We start from the raw sequence: 18,392 nt of genomic DNA, 5'->3' as shown, positions 1-18,392 counted from the left end.
CGCATATCGCCCTCATCCCGTCGCACGCTATGCGACGCGCCCCCAGTTACCACTGTCGGCCACCTGACCGGCTACCGAGCGCATCGTCTCCATGTAGCGGGTGGCCGACTTTCTGGCGACTGAATTGTCGGGATGCATGATTGCCATGGCGGTGCCCTCGCCATACCGGAATATGTAGATGGTGAGCTGATACGAGTAGCGGCCGTCGGGGTAGATCCCGATGTTGTTCGCGAGTCCCATGTCGGCCGCGGCGAGAACGGCGTTGAGTGGCGCGGCGCCACCGTGGAAGAAATTCGACACAGGGAAATTGGGTTGCGGCCACCGCAGCGACGGGGCCAACTCCAGCACCCGGTAATACGGGACTTTCGCCATGTTCAGATTGGCGTCGAAAGATCTCTGGGCGGATCCGGCGGCTTCGGTGAATGACGCCGCACCGATCGGAACGGTGATAGGGATGAGACCCGTGAACCAGCCCTGCGTCATGAAATTGTCGGTGGCATTTCTCGAGTCACGCGGAGTGAGCCCGTAATACGTGAGTGCACCGGTCAACTCGTGTTCCACCTGCGCCAGGCACGCGAAAAGACCACCGACAAAACGCGCCCCGGCCGCGTTGCATGCCGATTCGAAACGTTCCGTCTGCGCGGGGTCCAGCAGGATTTCCGACGTCATGTCGCTACTGGTCGATTTCTTCGGATTCCCCAGCGGAAGCGGGAACTCGGGAAAGCCGCCATTGTTGTCTTCCGCGAATTCGATCCAGGCGCGGACCTCGGGCGAGTCGACGGTCAGATCCGCGGTGCGTTCACGTTCTCGAATACAGAAATCGTCGAAGCTGCCCGCTTCGGGAAGAACCAGCGCCTCGCCGCCGCCGCTGAGCGCCGAATACATGCCGTTGGCTTCGAGCATTGTCGTGCCGATCAGGGTCGCGTCGCCGTGGACGTGGTCCATGGCCGCGAAGAACGTGAAATGGTCCTCGCTCTGGATGACCCCGAACGTGAAGCATGCCCACTCCAACGGAGTCGGTATGTCGGTCACATGGGCGTGGATCTCGTCGATCGACATCGCACCGTGTTCGACAGGAACGAATTCGATGTCGTCCGGGTTCTCGATGGAATGCCGGATGAATTTCCCGTCGCCCGCGTCCTCGAACCAACTGCGGAACGTGTCGTGCCTTCGCAGGTATGAGTTGACGGCGTGATCCATCGCGGAAATGTCGCATTGGCCCGGTACTTCACAACTCGCGATGATCTGTCTGGAGAAATTCAATCCCGCGGCGGTGCGTTCGCAGAAGTTACGCAGATGTTGCTCTTGCATGTAGCTCACGGGAACCGAACTGACCGGCGCCTGTCGCGCCACTTCGCGCGCGGCGGCCGTCGGTTGCCAGGAAGTGACCGTGCCCGGCTTGAGCGACCATTCATCGAGTGGGCCAACCGTGATCTTGCCGATTCGCAAACGTGGTCCTTCCCAATAATTCCCGTTCAGCCGGCCCCCCGGCGCGGCTGGAGCCGCTGCGGGAACAACATACTCCGGACCGGCCGTCGGTGGCCGCCCCTAGGGTCGGAACGGCGGACGACACGACGCACATAAGCTCGACACGCGTGCCATAGTGTCCGTCGGGGGGAAAGTTGATCTTCCGGCGCGACATGTCCCCGCAAGGTCACATCGTCGCCGCCGATTCTAGGGAGGACAACGGCATGGTCTCTGCCGAACATCCGATCGAGCCGACCCCGAGCTTCGCAATCATCGGCTACGCCGCACGTTTTCCCGGCGCGGCGAGCGCCGAGGAATACTGGGCGTTGTTGCGGGACGGGCGTGAAGCGATATCCGATGTTCCGAAAGACCGCTGGGACATCGAGGAGTTCTTCGACCCGGACCCGTCGACACCGGGCAAGGTCGTCACGCGCCGCGCGGGGTTCGTCGATGACGTAACGGGTTTCGACGCGCCGTTCTTCGGTATGTCCGCCCGCGAGGTACGTCTGATGGACCCGCAGCACCGGATTCTCATGGAAACCGCGTGGCGCGCGGTCGAACACTCGGGAATCGCGCCGACGTCGCTGGCCAACAGCAACACGGGCGTCTTCGTCGGCCTGGCCACCCACGACTACCTCGGTATGGCCTCCGACGAACTCACCTACCCCGAGATCGAGGCCTACATGGCCATCGGAACCTCCAATGCCGCTGCGGCCGGACGGATCAGTTACCGCCTGGGATTGCAGGGACCGGCGGTGGCGGTCGACACCGCGTGCAGTTCGTCGCTGGTGGCGATTCACCAGGCGTGTCAGGCACTTCGCCTGAACGAGTGCGATCTCGCGTTGGCCGGCGGGGCGAACGTCCTGCTCACCCCGGCCACCATGATCACGTTCTCCAACGCGCACATGCTGGCTCCGGACGGCCGGTGCAAGACCTTCGACGCGGCGGCCGACGGCTACGTGCGCGGCGAGGGCTGCGGTGTCGTCGTGGTCAAGCGCCTCGAGGACGCGGTGCGCGACGGCGACCGGATCCGCGCGGTGATCCGCGGAAGCGCAATCAACCAGGACGGGGCGTCGGGCGGGCTGACCGTGCCGAACGGCGTTGCTCAGCAACGGGTTATCGCCGACGCGTTGAAGCGCGCCGGCCTGCGACCGGCCGATGTCGGTTATCTCGAGGCGCACGGCACCGGAACCTCACTTGGCGACCCCATCGAGGCCCAGGCCGCGGGCGAGGTGCTCGGGGCCGGACGCACAGAACCGCTGCTGATCGGCTCGGCGAAGACCAACATCGGCCATCTGGAAGCGGCCGCGGGCATCGCCGGTGTCATCAAGGTGGTCATGGCGCTCGAGAACGAGACGTTGCCCAAGCACCTCAATTTCGAGACTCCGTCGCCCCACATCCCGTGGGAGCGTCTACCCATCGAGGTGGTGAGAGAGACCGTTCCCTGGCAGCGCAACGGCAAGCCGCGGATCGCCGGGGTGAGCTCATTCGGGTTTGCCGGGACCAACGCGCACGTCATCCTCGAAGAGGCGCCCGCCGTCGGAACACCGGCGACGACAGAGCCTGTCGAGGATCCGAGGCGCTACAGCGTCCTTCCGCTGTCGGCACGCACGCCCGAGGCGTTGGTCCGACTCGCCGGTGAGTACCGCGACTGGCTGCGCGCCCACCCGCAGGCCCGCCTGGCCGACGTGTCCCACACCGCGGGAACCGCACGTGCCCACCTGGAGCAGCGTGCCGCGTTGGTGGTCAACTCGCGGGAATCGGCCATCGAACTGCTCGGCGCGCTCGCCGACGACCGTCCGGCGCCCGGCCTGGTCCGCGGTGAATCCCACGAGGCACCCAAGACCGCGTGGTTGTTCACCGGACAGGGCAGCCAGTACCCCGGAATGGCGCGTGAGTTGTTCGACACCGAACCGGTGTTCGCCGAAACCGTGAGGAAATGCGCCGAGGCCGTCGCAGATATCCTCGAAAAGCCTTTGCTCGACGTCATTTTCGACGCCGACGAGTTGGATGGTGACACCGAATCGCCGCTGCGGCACACGACCTATGCGCAACCCGCGCTGTTCGCCGTCGAATTGGGCCTGGCCCGGCTCTGGCAGTCCTGGGGCTTCGAACCCGACGTGGTGGTCGGACACAGTGTCGGGCAGTACTCGGCCGCCTGTGTGGCGGGTGTGTTCGACGTCGAGGACGGCGCACGACTGATCGCCGAGCGCGGCCGATTGTTCGGCAGCCTGCCCGCGGGTGGACGCATGGCGGCGGTTTTCACCGCCCCCGAGCGTGCAGAGCGCCTCACCGACGAGTACCCCAGCCTGTCGGTTGCCGCGTACAACGGTGCCAACACCGTATTGTCCGGTCCCGCAAAGGATCTCGAATCCGCCGTGGCCACATTGGTGGCCGACGGTGTGCGGTGCGACTGGCTGGACACCAGCCACGCCTTCCACTCGGCACTGCTCGACCCGATTCTCGACGATTTCGAGTCGTTCGCCCAGAAGCTCGAATACCGTGAACCGCAACGTATCCTGATCGACAACCGCACCGGGTCCGCGCTCGGGCGGAGCACCAGGCTCGACGGTGCCTACTGGCGGCGGCACGCACGCCAGCCTGTCGAGTTCGCCAAGAGCGTCCGCACCCTCGCCGACATGAACTGCAGGGTGCTGCTGGAGATAGGGCCCAGGCCCGTGCTCACCGCCACCGCGCTGGCAGCATGGCCCGACCCGGCCACCACGCCGCAGGTGCTCGCGTCGCTGCGGCCCACCACGGCCGATCACCGGCAGATCACCGAGGCCGTCGCCGCCGCCTATGCCGCGGGACATCTGCCCGATTTCCGCGCGTTCCGGCAACCGGACGCGCGCAAACTCGACCTGCCCACATATCCCTTCGAGCATCGCCAGTTCTGGTTCTCGGACAACCGTGCGATCGACCGTGACACCCAGACCGCGAGCGCCGGTTCCGTCACGCCTCACCGCACACAGGCCGTCCGACTTCTCGAAGACGGCCAGATCGAGGAACTCGCCGCCCTCATCGACGGCGAGACCGTCGACGAGCAGACCCTGCGCGTGCTGAACAAGCTCGCGGCGCGCCACAACCAGCAGCGGTCCACACACGTCGACCCTGATGCGCGGTACGAGATCCGTTGGGACGCGATCGCTTCGGCCGCCGCGAGCACGGGCGCGGCAGCCGACTGGATCCTGGTCGGCGACGACACCGCTGCCGTCCTGGAGTTCGCCGATGCGCTCACCGCAGGCGGTCATCGCCACCAGATCGTCGCGCTGCCCGGCTCCGACGCCGACGAGGCCCAGCTGGTCGATACGCTGCGCGCTGCGTCGGCCGGTGAGCTGTACGTCGTGCACATCGCGGCAGGAGACGGTGCCGCTGCCCCGATGCGGGACCTGCTGCGCGTGCAGCACCGAACCCTTGGTGGGCTGCGGCGCCTGTTCCGCGCCGCGAACGACGCGGAACTGCGCAGCCCCATCTGGTTGGTGACACGTGACGGGCAGCGGGTCACCGACACCGACACCGTTGTGCCGGAACAGAGTTGCCTGTGGGGATTCGGCCGCGCGGCGGCCCTGGAACTCCCGCACATCTGGGGTGGCCTCGCCGACCTCTCCGGTGCGGACACCGAGTGGCCGCGGCTCATCGCGCGGATCACGTCACCGCGCGACGGTGAGGACCAGATCGCGCTGCGCGGGGACGCCGTGTACGCACCCCGACTGGTCCGCCGGACCGGCGAGCCGAGCGACACCCCCCTGGCGGTGCGGGAGGACCGCACCTATCTGGTGACGGGCGGTCTCGGGGCGATCGGGCTCGAGGTCGCCGGCTACCTGGCCTCCCACGGTGCCGGTCATGTGGTGCTGACGAGTCGACGGGAACCGGGCGACGACGCGCGCCGGCGCCTCGACGGTCTCCGCGAGCAGTACGCATGTGACGTCCGGGTGATCACCGCCGATGTCGCCGACGCGCACTACGTCGCGCGCCTCATGACCACCGTCGCCGCCGAACTCCCGCCGCTGGCCGGCATCGTGCACGCCGCGGGCGAGATCGGCACCACGCCGCTGAGCGGCCTCGACGACGCCGAGGTGGATCGCGTCTTCGCCGGGAAGGTCTGGGGCGCCTGGCATCTGAGCGAGGCCCTGACAGATCTTCGCACCGATCTCGACTTCTTCGTCAGCACATCGTCGATCGCGTCGGTGTGGGGCGGATTCGGGCAGACCGCCTACGGCGCGGCGAACGCGTTTCTCGACGGTCTGGCGTGGCGACTGCGCGAGCGGGGTGTCACCGCTGTCAGCGTGAACTTCGGGCCGTGGGCCGCGGGCATGGCCGACGCCGAATCACGTGCCCGCCTCGAGCAGCGAGGCGTGCGGACGTTGTCGCCCGCCGAGGCCCTCGCAGGCATGGCCGACGTCGTGGCCGGCCCCGTTCAGGGAGTCGTCGCCAAGATCGACTGGTCACGTTTCCTGCCGCTGTACCAGCAGGCAGGCCGGCGCGCGTTCCTGTCGGAACTCGAAAGCGAATTGCCCGCAGCGGCAACCGGCGCTGCTGCGCCCGCGACGGTGCCCGGGAAACCACCGCTCGTCGAGCAGTTGACCAAAGCGCCTGTGCAGCAACGCAAAAGCCTCATCACGAACTACCTGCGCAACGCGGTCGCCGAGGTCACACGGGTCGACGCCGACGAGATCCGCGATGAGGCCGGGTTCTTCGACCTCGGGATGGACTCCCTGATGGCCGTCGAACTGCGGCGGCGCATCGAGCAGGGTGTCGGCAAGGACATTCCCGTCACGCTCGTGATGGATCATCCGCGGTTGTCCGACGCGGCCGACTACCTGCTGGTCGAGGTACTCGGGTTGGGCGAGCAGACCAACGTGCGGCAGGCGTCGACCGTGACCGCGCGAACCGACGATCCCATCGCGATCGTCGCGGTGTCCTGCCGCTTCCCCGGCGCACCCGACCCGGAGTCGTTCTGGGAGCTGCTCGCCGGTGGTGTCGATGCCATCCGAGAGGTCCCCGAGGACCGCTGGGACATCGACGAGTTCTACGACCCCGATCCGGACACCCCGGGCAAGACCTACACGCGGTTCGGCGGATTCCTCGACGGCATCGACGGATTCGATCCCGAGTTCTTCGGCATCTCACCGCGTGAGGCCGTGTGGATCGAGCCGCAGCAGCGCCTCATGCTCGAGACGGTGTGGGAGGGTCTCGAGCGGGCCGGCTACGCACCTTCGGACCTCCGGGGCAGCCGCACGGGTGTCTTCACCGGTGTTGCCGCCAACGAGTACGCGCATCTGCTGTCGGCCGAGTCGATCGACAAGATCGAGCCGCACTTCATCACGGGCAATGCGCTCAACGCGATCTCCGGTCGCGTGGCGTTCGCGCTGGGCTTCGAAGGTCCTGCCGTCGCGGTCGACACCGCGTGCAGCTCGGCTCTGGTCGCGGTCCATCAGGCATGTCAGGCACTGCAGTCCGGGGACTGCGATCTGGCCCTCGCGGGAGGCGTCAACGTGCTGCTGAGCCCCGTCACCGTGGTCGCGGCCTCACGCGCGCGGATGCTGTCGCCGGTGGGCCGGTGCAAGACGTTCGACGCGTCCGCCGACGGGTATGTGCGCAGTGAGGGCTGCGGCGTCCTGGTGCTCAAGCGCCTCAGCGACGCCGTGCGTGACGGCGACCGGGTGTGCGCGGTGATCCCTGCGAGCTCGGTGAACCAGGACGGCGCCTCCAGCGGGTTGACCGTCCCCAACGGCGGTGCGCAGCAACGGCTCATCGAGGCGACGCTGGCCCGCGCCGGACTGAGCGGCGCCGATGTGGACTACCTCGAGGCACACGGCACGGGTACGCCCCTCGGTGACCCGATCGAGGTGCAGGCCGCCGCGGCCGCGTACGGCGCCGGGCGTGACGCCGACCGGCCGCTGCTGATGGGATCGGTGAAGACCAACATCGGGCACACCGAATCCGCCTCGGGTGCAGCGGGTCTGATCAAGGTGGTGCTGTCACTGCAACACGGGGTGCTGCCGCAGAGCCTGCACTTCGAGAATCCGTCACCGCACATCCCGTGGGACGCATTGCCGGTGCGGGTGATCGACGAACCGGTGCCGTGGCAGACCAACGGCCGGGTGCGCCGTGCCGGTGTCAGTTCGTTCGGGTTCACCGGCACCAACGCGCACGTGCTCGTCGAGGAGGCCCCGCCGCAACTGCACACCGCCGACGCTGCGCCCGTGGAACCGGCCGCCACCGCGGAGGCCGGGACCGACGACTCGCCGCAGGTGCTGGCGCTGTCGGCGCGGTCGCCCGAGGCGCTCGTGGAGTTGGCGCGGCGCTACGACGACTGGTTGAGCGCGACGCCCGGCCTCGACATCGCCGACGTGTGCCACACCGCGGGCGTGGGCCGTTCGCACTTCGAATACCGCGCAGCCCTGGTGGTCGACTCGGTCGAGCGGGCACGCGAGGGTCTCGCCGCGCTCGCCGAGGGGCGCACTCCTGCGGGCGTGGTGCGCGGCGAGCATGTGCACCGTCCGACGACGGCATGGCTGTTCACCGGACAGGGCAGCCAGTACCCGGGCATGGCCCGCGAATTGTTCGACACGCAACCGGTTTTCGCCCAGACCGTTCGGCAGTGCGCCGAGGCGGTCGCCGACATGCTGCCGCGACCACTGCTGGACGTGCTGTTCGCGACCGACCGCGAAACCGCGGACCTGCTGCAGCACACGTCGTTCGCGCAGCCCGCGCTGTTCGCGGTCGAGATGGGTCTGGCGCGGCTGTGGCAGTCATGGGCCATCGAACCCGATGTGGTGCTGGGGCACAGCGTCGGCCAGTACGCCGCGGCCTGCGTGGCGGGCGTGTTCAGCCTTGACGACGGCGCACGACTGATGGCCGAGCGCGGCCGCATGTTCGGCAGCCTTCCCGAAGGCGGCCGAATGGTGGCCGTGTTCGCCGACGCCGAACACGTCGAGCAGGTGGCCGGTGAGTTCCCCCGGGTGTCGGTCGGCGCCTACAACGGCCCCAACACCGTGCTCTCGGGTCCCGGCGAGGACCTCGAAGAGATCGTCGAGAGGTTCGAGGACGAGGGGATCCGCTGCACGTGGCTGGCGACCAGCCACGCGTTCCACTCCGAACTGCTCGATCCCGTGCTCGACGAGTTCGAGGCCTACGCGGCCCAGTTCCAGTTCGCAGCGCCGACACTGCCTTTGGTGTGCAACCGGACCGGGGCCGTGCTCACCGGGCAGACCCCGCTCGACGCGCAGTACTGGCGCAGGCATTCCCGCCAGCCCGTGCAGTTCGCCGAGAGTGTGCGCACCGTCGCCGCGCTCGGCTGCTCGGTGCTGATGGAGATCGGCCCGCAACCGGTGCTGACCGGGGCCGCGGTACAGGTGTGGCCCGAACACATGGCTGCCCCGCGGGCCGTCGCCTCGCTGCGCAAGGGCGTCGCCGATCGCCGACAGATCGCCGATGCGCTGGCGTCGGCCTACGTCGGCGGCCACCGCCCCGACTTCGCCGCGGTGCACCGGCAGCCACGCCGCCCGGTCGAGTTGCCCACCTATCCGTTCCAGCGCCGCAGGTTCTGGCCGAAGGCCTCGAGCATCGCCGTCGACGGTGGGACCGCGGCGTCGGGAATCCTGGGCAGCGGCAAGGATCTGGCGTCCGGCGACACCATCTACACGAGCCGGCTGTCCGTCAAATCGCAGCCGTGGCTGGCCGATCACGTCATCTACGGCACCGTCGTCGTCCCCGGCGCGACGTATGCGGCGATGGCGCTCGCCGCGGTCGGCACACCGGCACGCCTGAAGGACGTGTTCTTCTACGAGCCGATCATCCTGCCCGAGAAGGCCTCTCGCGAGGTCCAGCTGACGTTGCACCCTGCCGACGGTGGCAGCGTGCTCAGCTTCCAGATCCACAGCCGCCCGTACGGTGAGCGTGGTGCGGACTGGTCGCTGAACGCCGAGGGCACGGTCGACACGGCCGGCATCGACTCCGACGCCGATACAGAGGCCGCCGAACGCGAGCAGTCGGATCCGGTCGACGAGGTGATCGAGCGTCTCGAGCGCATGCGCCCGCAGGACCTGTTCGAGACCTTCGCCGATCTGGAACTGGCGTGGGGGCCGACGTGGTCGGGTTCGCTGAAATCGTTGTGGCTCGGTGACGGTGAGGCCGTCGGCGACATCCTCGTCGGCGCCGAACTCGCCGAGCAACTCGGCTCCGAGCCCATGCACCCGGTGCTGATGGACCTGTGCACGGGTGTCGCGTTCCCGGCGTTCCCGGCGCTGCTCGCGGCCGAACAGGGCGTCAACGACCTGTTCCTGCCGCTGCGCTACGGGCAGGTGACGCTCGCGGAGAAGATGCCGCGGCGGTTCTACTGCCGGGCACGGTGGCACCGCAGCGCGCTCGACAGCGAAACGCAGGTGTTCGACCTCGAATTCGTCGACCTCGGTGGGCGCGCGCTCGGCGGCATCCGCGAGTTCACCGTCAAACGTGCGCCGCGCGAGGCACTGCTGCGCGGCCTCGGGGGTGACGCGACCCGCCTGCTCTACACGCTCGGGTGGCACGAGGTGCCGCCGCCCCCATCGGCGGCCGACGCGGTCGGCACGTGGCTGATCGCCGGGTTCGACGAGCTGGCCGCGAAGGTGCCCGGCTGCATCCCCGTCGACCGCAACACCGATCCGCAGCTCCTCGGTGAGGTGCTGTCGCAGGCGCATGAGCGCGGCGCGGGATTCTCGGGCGTCGTGTGGCGGTGCGCGACGGCGGGCCGGAAGGAATCGGGTTCTGCCTCCGCCGAATCCGCCCGTCTGGAGGCCGAGATCACCAATCTGCTCAGCGCAGTGCACGCCGCGCAGGGCGGCAGCGTGAAACTGCCCGGCGGACTCTGGATCGTCACCGAACACGGCGTGGCATGTGAATCCGGCGAGCCGGTGGACCCGGTGCAGGCAGCGCTGTGGGGCTTCGGCCGCACGACGATCAACGAGGAACCGGCGCTACACTGCCGGCTCGTCGACTGTGACGGATCTTCCGAGGCCGTCGACCTGCTGGCCGCTCTGCTGGCCGCACCGGGCATCCAGGAACCGGAAATCGCCGTGCGGCAGGGCAAACTGCTGGCATCACGGTTGTTGCCGTGGGCCCGCAGCGGTCATCTCACGCTGCCGCGCGGGGGCGACTTCGTCCTCGCGCCCACCGAGCGGGGCGCGATCGACAACCTGCGCCTCATGCAGACGGACGTGCCGGAGCCGGACGAGGGCTACGTGCAGGTTCGGGTCGAGGCCGCGGGCCTCAACTTCCGCGACGTGCTCAACGTGCTCGGCCTGTACCCGGGTGATCCGGGACCGATCGGCGGCGACTTCGCAGGCACCGTGACCCGATTGGGGGCCGGCGTGAGCGGGCTCGAGATCGGCCAACGCGTGTACGGGTCGATGCAGGGCGCCTTCGCGAGCCGCTTCAACGTGCCCGCCCAGTTCCTGGCGCCGATTCCCGACGGCATCGGCGCGGTCGAGGCCGCGACGATCCCGGCCGCGGCGCTGACGGTCCGGCTCGCGTTCGACTGGGCCCAGCTCAAGCCCGGAGACAAGGTGCTCATCCACGCCGCCAGCGGTGGTGTCGGCCTGGCGGCCATCCAGATGGCGCAGCAGTTCGGCGCCGAGGTGTTCGCCACCGCGAGCACCTTCAAGCGCTCGACCCTGCGCAGGCTGGGCGTGAAGTACGTCTACGACTCGCGGACGACGGACTTCGCCGATCAGATCCTCGCGGACACCAACGGTGCCGGCGTGGACGTGGTGCTCAACAGCCTCACGAGCGAGGGTTTCATCGAGGCGACGCTGAAGGCCACCGCGCAGGGCGGCCGCTTCGCCGAGATCGCCAAGCGTGACATCTGGTCGCATGAGCAGATGGCCGAGGCCCGCCCCGACATCGCGTACGAGATCGTCGCGCTGGACACCGTGATGTTCACCGAACCCGATCGCATCCGCGCATTGCTCACCGAGGTGTCCGACGGGATGGCGCGCGGCGAGTGGACACCACTGCCCGCCGAGATCTACCCGATCACCGAGGCCCGGTCGGCGTTCCGGCGCATGCAGCAGGCGCGCCACATCGGCAAGATCGTGCTGCAGGTCCCCAAACCCCTTCAGCCACAGCCCGATCGGAGCTACCTGATCACCGGCGGACTCGGAGCGATCGGCCTGCACACGACGGCGTATCTGGCGCAGCTCGGCGCGGGCGACATCGTGTTGACCAGCCGGCGCGAGCCCGACGAGTCGGCCCGGCGGGCGATCGACGAGATCACCGAGCGCCACAAGTGCCGCATCCACACCTATGCGGCCGATGTGGGTGACGAGGCACAGGTGGCCGATCTGCTCGCGCGGATACGGGCCGAGTTGCCTCCGCTGGCCGGAATCGCCCATCTGGCGGGCGTGCTCGACGACGCGCTGTTGTCGGCGCAGAACCCCGAGCGCTTCCGGACCACGTTGGCGCCCAAGGCCTATGGCGCAAGCCACCTGGACCGCCTGACGCGCGACGACGACCTGGACTTCTTCATCGTGTCCTCGTCGGTGTCGAGCCTGTTCGGTTCACCGGGGCAGGCCAACTACGCGACCGCCAACGCGATGCTCGACGGTCTGGTCGCCAGGCGCCGCGCGCAGGGTCTGGTGGCCACGGGCATCAACTTCGGGCCGTGGGGTCAGGGCGGCATGGCGTCGTCGGAGGCCGCGACCGCGAACATCACCGCCCAAGGTCTGATCCCGTTGGATCCCTCGGCCGCGTTGCACGCGCTGGCCGAGGTCATCGCGAACGGGTCCGGACAGGCGACGGTGCTCAAGGCCAACTGGCAGCGCGCGGCGAAGGTTCTCGGTTCGGCGCGTCCGCCGATCCTGGACCTCGTCCTGCCGAGCGCGGCCGGGGAGGCCACGGGTGACAGCGAGCTGCTCAAGCAGTTGATGGAGATCCCGATACCGCAGCGCGCCGGGTTCGTCACCGAGTTCCTGCAGCGCGAGGTGCAGAACTTCCTGCGCCTCGCGTCGCCGCCCGCGGCGTCGAGCCGGTTCTTGGACCTCGGCACGGACTCCCTGATGGCGATCGAGTTGCGCAACCGGCTGCACAGCCAGTTCGGCGGCAAGTTCACCATCAACGCGACCGCGGTGTTCGACTACCCGACCATCGGCGGGCTCGCGGAGTACCTCGTGGGTCAGCTGCCCGACGCCGAGGCGCCCGAAACGGCCTGAGCCGACAGGCTCAGGCCCAGCGGGTCGCCTCGGCCTCGGCCGGCAGCGGCGGATGCAACGGCACATCCAGGCCGTCGTAGATGCCGGGCTTCTGTTCGGCCAGCCAGGCGATGGCACCGAGAAGGCGGTTGGTTGCCGTGGTGTTGCCGCCGTCGGCCCGCGTGCCGCCCGGTACGTCGGCGCGCACGACGATGCTCAGCTGGGGATCCCCGTCGATGAGCACCCGGTGATCCCCCGCACCCTGGTCGGGCTGCGGCCAGTCCGGGGCGCACGCCGGGTCGATGCGCGTGATGTGGTCGATGACGACGCGCTCGACCCCGTCCGCCCATCCGATCACCTGCACCCGGAACGCACCCTGCGTGCCCGTCTCGAAGCGGCCCAGCACGTTCTCGCACGCCTGAGCCAAGGGCAGCCGTTCCACCTTCTCGGTGATGTCGTCGATCTGCAGTCCCAGCCCCCGGCCGATCATGCGAACGTTGCCGCCCCACACCATGGTCGGGATCGTCGGGAGCAGCATCATCGGCACGGGATCGTCCGGGCCCATGGGTGTCCCGAAGCCGCACAGCACGCGCACGGCGTACGGCTGGTCGTAGGTCGAGTAGTCGAAGATCTCCTGACACCGGATGCTGCGAATGCGTGTGCACAGTCCGGCCGCGGTCACCGCGAGCGCGTCGTTGGCCCACCCCGGGTCGACACCGCTGACGAGAAGGGTCGCGTTGCCTGCCGTCGCGGCGTCGGTGAGGCGCTCGACCCAGTGTTCGGGGGCGGACCGCGGGTCGTAGAGGGAGTACAGCGCGGGGGTCACGACATGTTTGCCAGAACGCAGACAGCGCTCGATGTCAGCGATCGCCTCCTCGGGCCGGATGTCACCGGAGGCCATGTAGGCGACGGCATCGCACGCGCCGAGCGCGGAGTCGACGTCGTCTGTCGCGGTGACGCCCGTCGGCTCGGCGAGACCGGCGAACATCGCGGCGTCGCGACCCACTTTGTCCTGCGAAGACGTGATGACCGCCGCCAGTTCGAGTCCGGGGAACGCCACCGCCGAGCGGATGGCCGTCGACCCCATGTTTCCCGTTCCCCACACCGCGATCCGCCGCATTGAGCCAATCTAGCGAGGCGCCGCGTGACGATCCTCACATTCGAACGAAGGCGCACTTCAGGAGGGGTGCCCGACCGTGAACGCCTGGTCGATCAACCGTTGGGTTGGTCAGCGGTCGGAAATTGCCAGCACCGGGCTTGCGTTGAAGTTACTGAACGGTATAGTTGGCCGCAGTTACTGGTGGGTAACTTATCCGGAGTACCCAACCTCAAGTGGCATTCTCGTCGAGGAGGAAAAGTGAGCCACTACAAGAGCAATGTCCGTGATCAGGTATTCAACCTGTTCGAGGTTTTCGGTGTGGACAAGGTGCTCGGCGCTGACAAGTTCAGCGACCTGGATGCCGACACCGCCCGCGAGATGCTCACCGAGATCGCGCGCCTGGCCGAGGGCCCGATCGCCGAATCCTTCGTCGAGGGTGACCGCAATCCCCCGGTGTTCGATCCCGAAACCCATACCGTCACGCTGCCCGAGGGCTTCAAGAAGTCGATGCGTGCGCTGTTCGACGGCGGCTGGGACAAGGTCGGCCTCGCAGAGCACCTCGGCGGCATCCCGATGCCGCGTGCACTGCAGTGGGCCCTGATCGAGCACATCCTCGGCGCCAACCCTGCGGCCTACATGTACGCCATGGGCCCGGGCATGAGCGAGATCTTCTACAACAACGGCACCGACGAGCAGAAGAAGTGGGCCACCATCGCCGCCGAGCGCGGCTGGGGCGCCACCATGGTGCTGACCGAACCCGACGCGGGCTCCGACGTCGGCGCGGGCCGCACCAAGGCAGTTCAGCAGCCTGACGGCACCTGGCACATCGAGGGTGTGAAGCGATTCATCACCTCGGCCGACTCCGACGACCTGTTCGAGAACATCATGCACCTGGTGCTGGCCCGCCCCGAGGGCGCCGGACCGGGCACCAAGGGTCTGTCGCTGTTCTTCGTGCCGAAGTTCCACTTCGACCACGAGACCGGTGAGATCGGTGAGCGCAACGGCGTTTTCGTCACCAACGTCGAGCACAAGATGGGCCTGAAGGTCTCGGCCACGTGTGAGCTGTCGCTGGGTCAGCACGGCATCCCCGCCGTCGGCTGGCTGGTGGGCGAGGTGCACAACGGCATCGCGCAGATGTTCGACGTGATCGAGCAGGCGCGAATGATGGTGGGTACCAAGGCCATCGCCACGCTGTCGACCGGTTACCTCAATGCGCTCGAGTACGCCAAGGAGCGTGTCCAGGGCGCCGACATGACGCAGATGACCGACAAGACCGCACCGCGCGTGACCATCACGCACCACCCGGATGTGCGTCGCAGCCTGATGACCCAGAAGGCCTACGCCGAGGGTCTGCGTGCGATCTACCTGTACACCGCGACCTTCCAGGACGCCGAGGTGGCCCAGGCCGTGCACGGCGTCGACGGCGACCTCGCCGCACGCGTCAACGATCTGCTGCTGCCGATCGTCAAGGGCTTCGGCTCGGAGACCGCCTACGCCAAGCTCACCGAGAGCCTGCAGACCCTCGGTGGTTCCGGCTTCCTGCAGGACTACCCGATCGAGCAGTACATCCGCGACTCGAAGATCGACTCGCTGTACGAGGGCACCACTGCCATCCAGGCGCAGGACTTCTTCTTCCGCAAGATCATCCGTGACAAGGGTCAGGCACTGGCCTACGTCGCGGGCGAGATCGAGCAGTTCATCAAGAACGAGAACGGCAACGGCCGCCTGAAGACCGAGCGCGAACTGCTCGCCACCGCGCTCGCCGACGTCCAGGGCATGGCCGCTTCACTGACCGGCTACCTGATGGCCGCGCAGGAGGATGCCGCCTCGATCTACAAGGTGGGCCTCGGCTCGGTCCGGTTCCTGATGGCGGTCGGCGATCTGCTGTCCGGCTGGCTGCTGGCACGCCAGGCCGCGGTGGCCATCGAGAAGCTCGACGCAGGCGCCACCGGTGCCGACAAGTCCTTCTACGAGGGCAAGATCGCCGCGGCGTCGTTCTTCGCCAAGAACATGCTGCCGCTGCTGACCAGCACGCGCCAGATCATCGAGAACCTCGACAACGACGTCATGGAGTTGGACGAGGCGGCGTTCTAGAGGCGCGTTCTGAGGCAACGCTTCACCGAAGAGGCTCCCGGGTCACCCCGGGAGCCTCTTTGCATCTCCCGGTGAGCCGAGGCGCTGATGCAACGTGGCGGCCTTGAGCAGCAGGTGATTTCGCTCCGGCACGGTATGCGCTTGGTCGGCCGCTTCGACGTACAGCTGGGCAGCACGCGCGATGTCGCCGGCACGTTCGTGCAGATATGCCGCCGACGCGGTATGGCGCGGCAGCGCCGGGTCGAGCTCGGCCAGGGCCGCCAGACCCGCACGCGGCCCGTCGGCCTCACCCACTGCCACCGCACGGTTGAGGCGCGCGACGGGGCTGTCGGTGAGGGCAACGAGTTCGTCGTACCACTCGACGATCTGCACCCAGTCGGTTTCGTCGGCAGTCCTCGCGTCGGCGTGCAGCGCGGCGATCGCGGCCTGTGCCTGGTACTCCCCGAGCCGGTCGGCCGCCAGCGCGGCCTGCAGCACGGCCACACCCTCGGTGATCAGATCATGGCGCCACAGCGTGCGGTCCTGCTCGGCGAGGGGTACCAGGGTCCCGTCGGCACGCGTGCGGGCCGGTCGCCGGGCGTCGTGCAGCAGGAACAGTGCCAGCAATCCGGCGACCTCCGGGGCGTCGGTGGCGGCCGCGAGTTGGCGGGCCAGCCGGATCGCCTCGGCGGAAAGGTCGACGTCGCCCGTGTAGCCCTCGTTGAACACCAGGTACAGGACCCTCAGCACCGTGCCGAGGTTGCCCAGCCGGTTCAGCCGGACCTCGCTGACCGTGCGCTTGGCGCGGCTGATCCGTTGGGCCATGGTCGATTCGGGCACCAGGTAGGCCCTCGCTATCTGCCGGGTGGTGAGGCCGCCGACCGCTCGCAGCGTAAGCGCCACGGCCGACGCCGGGCTCAGACTCGGGTGTGCACACAGGAAGTACAGCTGCAGCGTGTCGTCCACCGGAACCGTGGGACCCTGCGGATCCTCGACCGCGGTCCGTAGCTCGCGGCTACGACGCGCGGCCTCGGCGCGGGCGACGTCGATGAACCGGCGCCACGCGGTCGTGATCAGCCAGGCCTTCGGATCATCGGGCGCCCGGCCGGTCGACCATGTTTCCAGTGCCTTGATCAGGGCTTCCTGGACCGCGTCCTCGGCTGTGGCGAAATCGACGCCGCGGCGCACGAGGGCCGCGAGGACGCCGGGGATCAGGTCCCGCAGGGCCGCCGGATCCATCGCCGGATCTACTCCCCGTGGCAGGCGTCCGAATCACCCAGGAACGGCCGCACCTCGAGCCACTCGTGGATCGGCTTTCCGCCGGCGCCCGGCGCGGCCGACAACTCCCCCGCCACCTCGACAGCCCGCTCGTACGAGTCGACGTCGATGATCATCCAACCGGCGACGAGGTCCTTGGTCTCGGCGAAGGGTCCGTCGGTGACGGGCGGTCTGCCCTCACCGTCGTAGCGCACCCACGCCCCGGTCGGGGCGAGTGCCTGCGCGTCGACAAACTCGCCGGTGCTCTCCAGATGCGTCGCGAGGCTCTTCATGTACTGGAGATGGGCCTCGATCTCGTCCGGTGCCCACTGGTCCATCGGCACATCGTTGACCGCTGCCGGCGCGCCGCGGTAGTGCTTGAGAAGCAGGTACTTGGCCATGGGTTTCTCCTCCCGTTCGCGACCCTAGTTGGTCGTTCACCTCGGGGACGGAGCCATGACCGCATTCTCGACATCGCGGCCGAAATCGCGGCCGAAAATTCTCACGCGATACCCAGGCCGGTGACGAGTTGCCAGATCCCGATTGCGATGAACAGGATCAGCAGGATCGACATCCGGTGCTTGAGCGACCAGTCGTGCAGCGGCTCCAGGACCGCCTGAGTCCTGGCCGGGGCGATTACGTAGCTCAAGAGCGTGATCTCGAAGACGAGCAGTGTCGCGAATACGAACGCGCTGACGGCGAGCACCTGCGTCACGACCGGCACATCGGCGCCCACGATGACGGTGTCGACCAGAAGTGCGATCGGTGGCGGCATCATGTACGCGAAACCGAGGAGCAGCGACACCCACAGGGCCCCGTTGTCCCACGCGTCGCGCGCACGTTTGAGGATCGGCGCGACGATCGAGGTGACCTTGTCGATCGTCCTCTTGACCCAGCCCCGCGATGCGACCGCCTCGGCTGCGGGCATCTGGTCGTGCTTCTCGTCCGACACCAGCGTCGACGACGCTCCGACGTGGGCCAGTTCAACAGTGCGTGTGCGCTTCTTCAGTCGCATCCGGACGGCGATCCAAGCACCGACCAGCAGCGCGAAAATGCCCACACCGAGTTGGAACGGCTTGACCGACGAGCCGGGCTCCGCTGTGGTCAGGGTTTCGGCGAGGTCCGCAAAACTGGGGACCAGTTGCATCGCGGCGAGCGGGACCAGCATCAGCGGGAAGTTGACGATGAGGGCGCCGATCCAGAACACCAACAGGTTCGGCACCGGCCTCGGCCGTGACAACAGCAGCGGGACGAAGCCCAGAAGCATGGGATTCAGCGACATGAAGAATCCCATGCCCAGGACGTTGCTCCACATATCGAAACCGCAC

7 protein-coding genes are annotated in these 18,392 nt (G+C 68.0%); 2 read left to right on the top strand and 5 right to left on the bottom strand.

What is annotated here, in order from left to right; all coding sequences use genetic code 11:
- Positions 1 to 27 precede the first annotated feature (27 nt).
- Complete coding sequence (locus AT701_RS01910) at positions 28 to 1,449, bottom strand: condensation domain-containing protein (protein WP_011726923.1); 1,422 nt, start codon at positions 1,447 to 1,449, stop codon at positions 28 to 30.
- A 242-nt stretch (positions 1,450 to 1,691) separates the two neighbouring features.
- On the opposite strand from AT701_RS01910, the gene AT701_RS01905 reads away from it, so the two are divergent.
- Positions 1,692 to 12,656, top strand: a complete 10,965-nt coding sequence (locus AT701_RS01905; protein WP_058125043.1) for a type I polyketide synthase — start codon at positions 1,692 to 1,694, stop codon at positions 12,654 to 12,656.
- A gap of 10 nt (positions 12,657 to 12,666) precedes the next feature.
- Here the strand turns inward: AT701_RS01905 and AT701_RS01900 are convergent, their stop codons facing one another.
- Positions 12,667 to 13,755, bottom strand: coding sequence for an NAD(P)H-dependent amine dehydrogenase family protein (locus AT701_RS01900; protein ID WP_058125042.1), 1,089 nt, complete (start codon positions 13,753 to 13,755; stop codon positions 12,667 to 12,669).
- A 237-nt stretch (positions 13,756 to 13,992) separates the two neighbouring features.
- On the opposite strand from AT701_RS01900, the gene AT701_RS01895 reads away from it, so the two are divergent.
- Positions 13,993 to 15,828 (top strand): acyl-CoA dehydrogenase, encoded by a 1,836-nt coding sequence (locus AT701_RS01895; protein WP_011726920.1) that lies wholly within the window; start codon positions 13,993 to 13,995, stop codon positions 15,826 to 15,828.
- Between the two features lie 42 nt (positions 15,829 to 15,870).
- Here AT701_RS01895 and AT701_RS01890 read toward each other — a convergent pair whose 3' ends face one another.
- The 3 genes from AT701_RS01890 to AT701_RS01880 all read right to left on the bottom strand — a co-directional run bounded on the left by AT701_RS01890 (position 15,871) and on the right by AT701_RS01880 (position 18,379).
- Complete coding sequence (locus AT701_RS01890) at positions 15,871 to 17,046, bottom strand: RNA polymerase sigma factor (RefSeq protein ID WP_011726919.1); 1,176 nt, start codon at positions 17,044 to 17,046, stop codon at positions 15,871 to 15,873.
- Positions 17,047 to 17,054: 8 nt separating this feature from the next.
- Entirely contained in the window at positions 17,055 to 17,465 is a 411-nt protein-coding gene (locus AT701_RS01885; protein WP_003891724.1) for a YciI family protein, read from the bottom strand.
- A 101-nt stretch (positions 17,466 to 17,566) separates the two neighbouring features.
- Positions 17,567 to 18,379, bottom strand: a complete 813-nt coding sequence (locus AT701_RS01880; RefSeq protein WP_058125041.1) for a GAP family protein — start codon at positions 18,377 to 18,379, stop codon at positions 17,567 to 17,569.
- Positions 18,380 to 18,392 lie beyond the last annotated feature (13 nt).

Source organism: Mycolicibacterium smegmatis (assembly GCF_001457595.1).
GTDB lineage: Bacteria > Actinomycetota > Actinomycetes > Mycobacteriales > Mycobacteriaceae > Mycobacterium > Mycobacterium smegmatis.
This window is presented reverse-complemented; position numbering and strand designations above follow the sequence as displayed.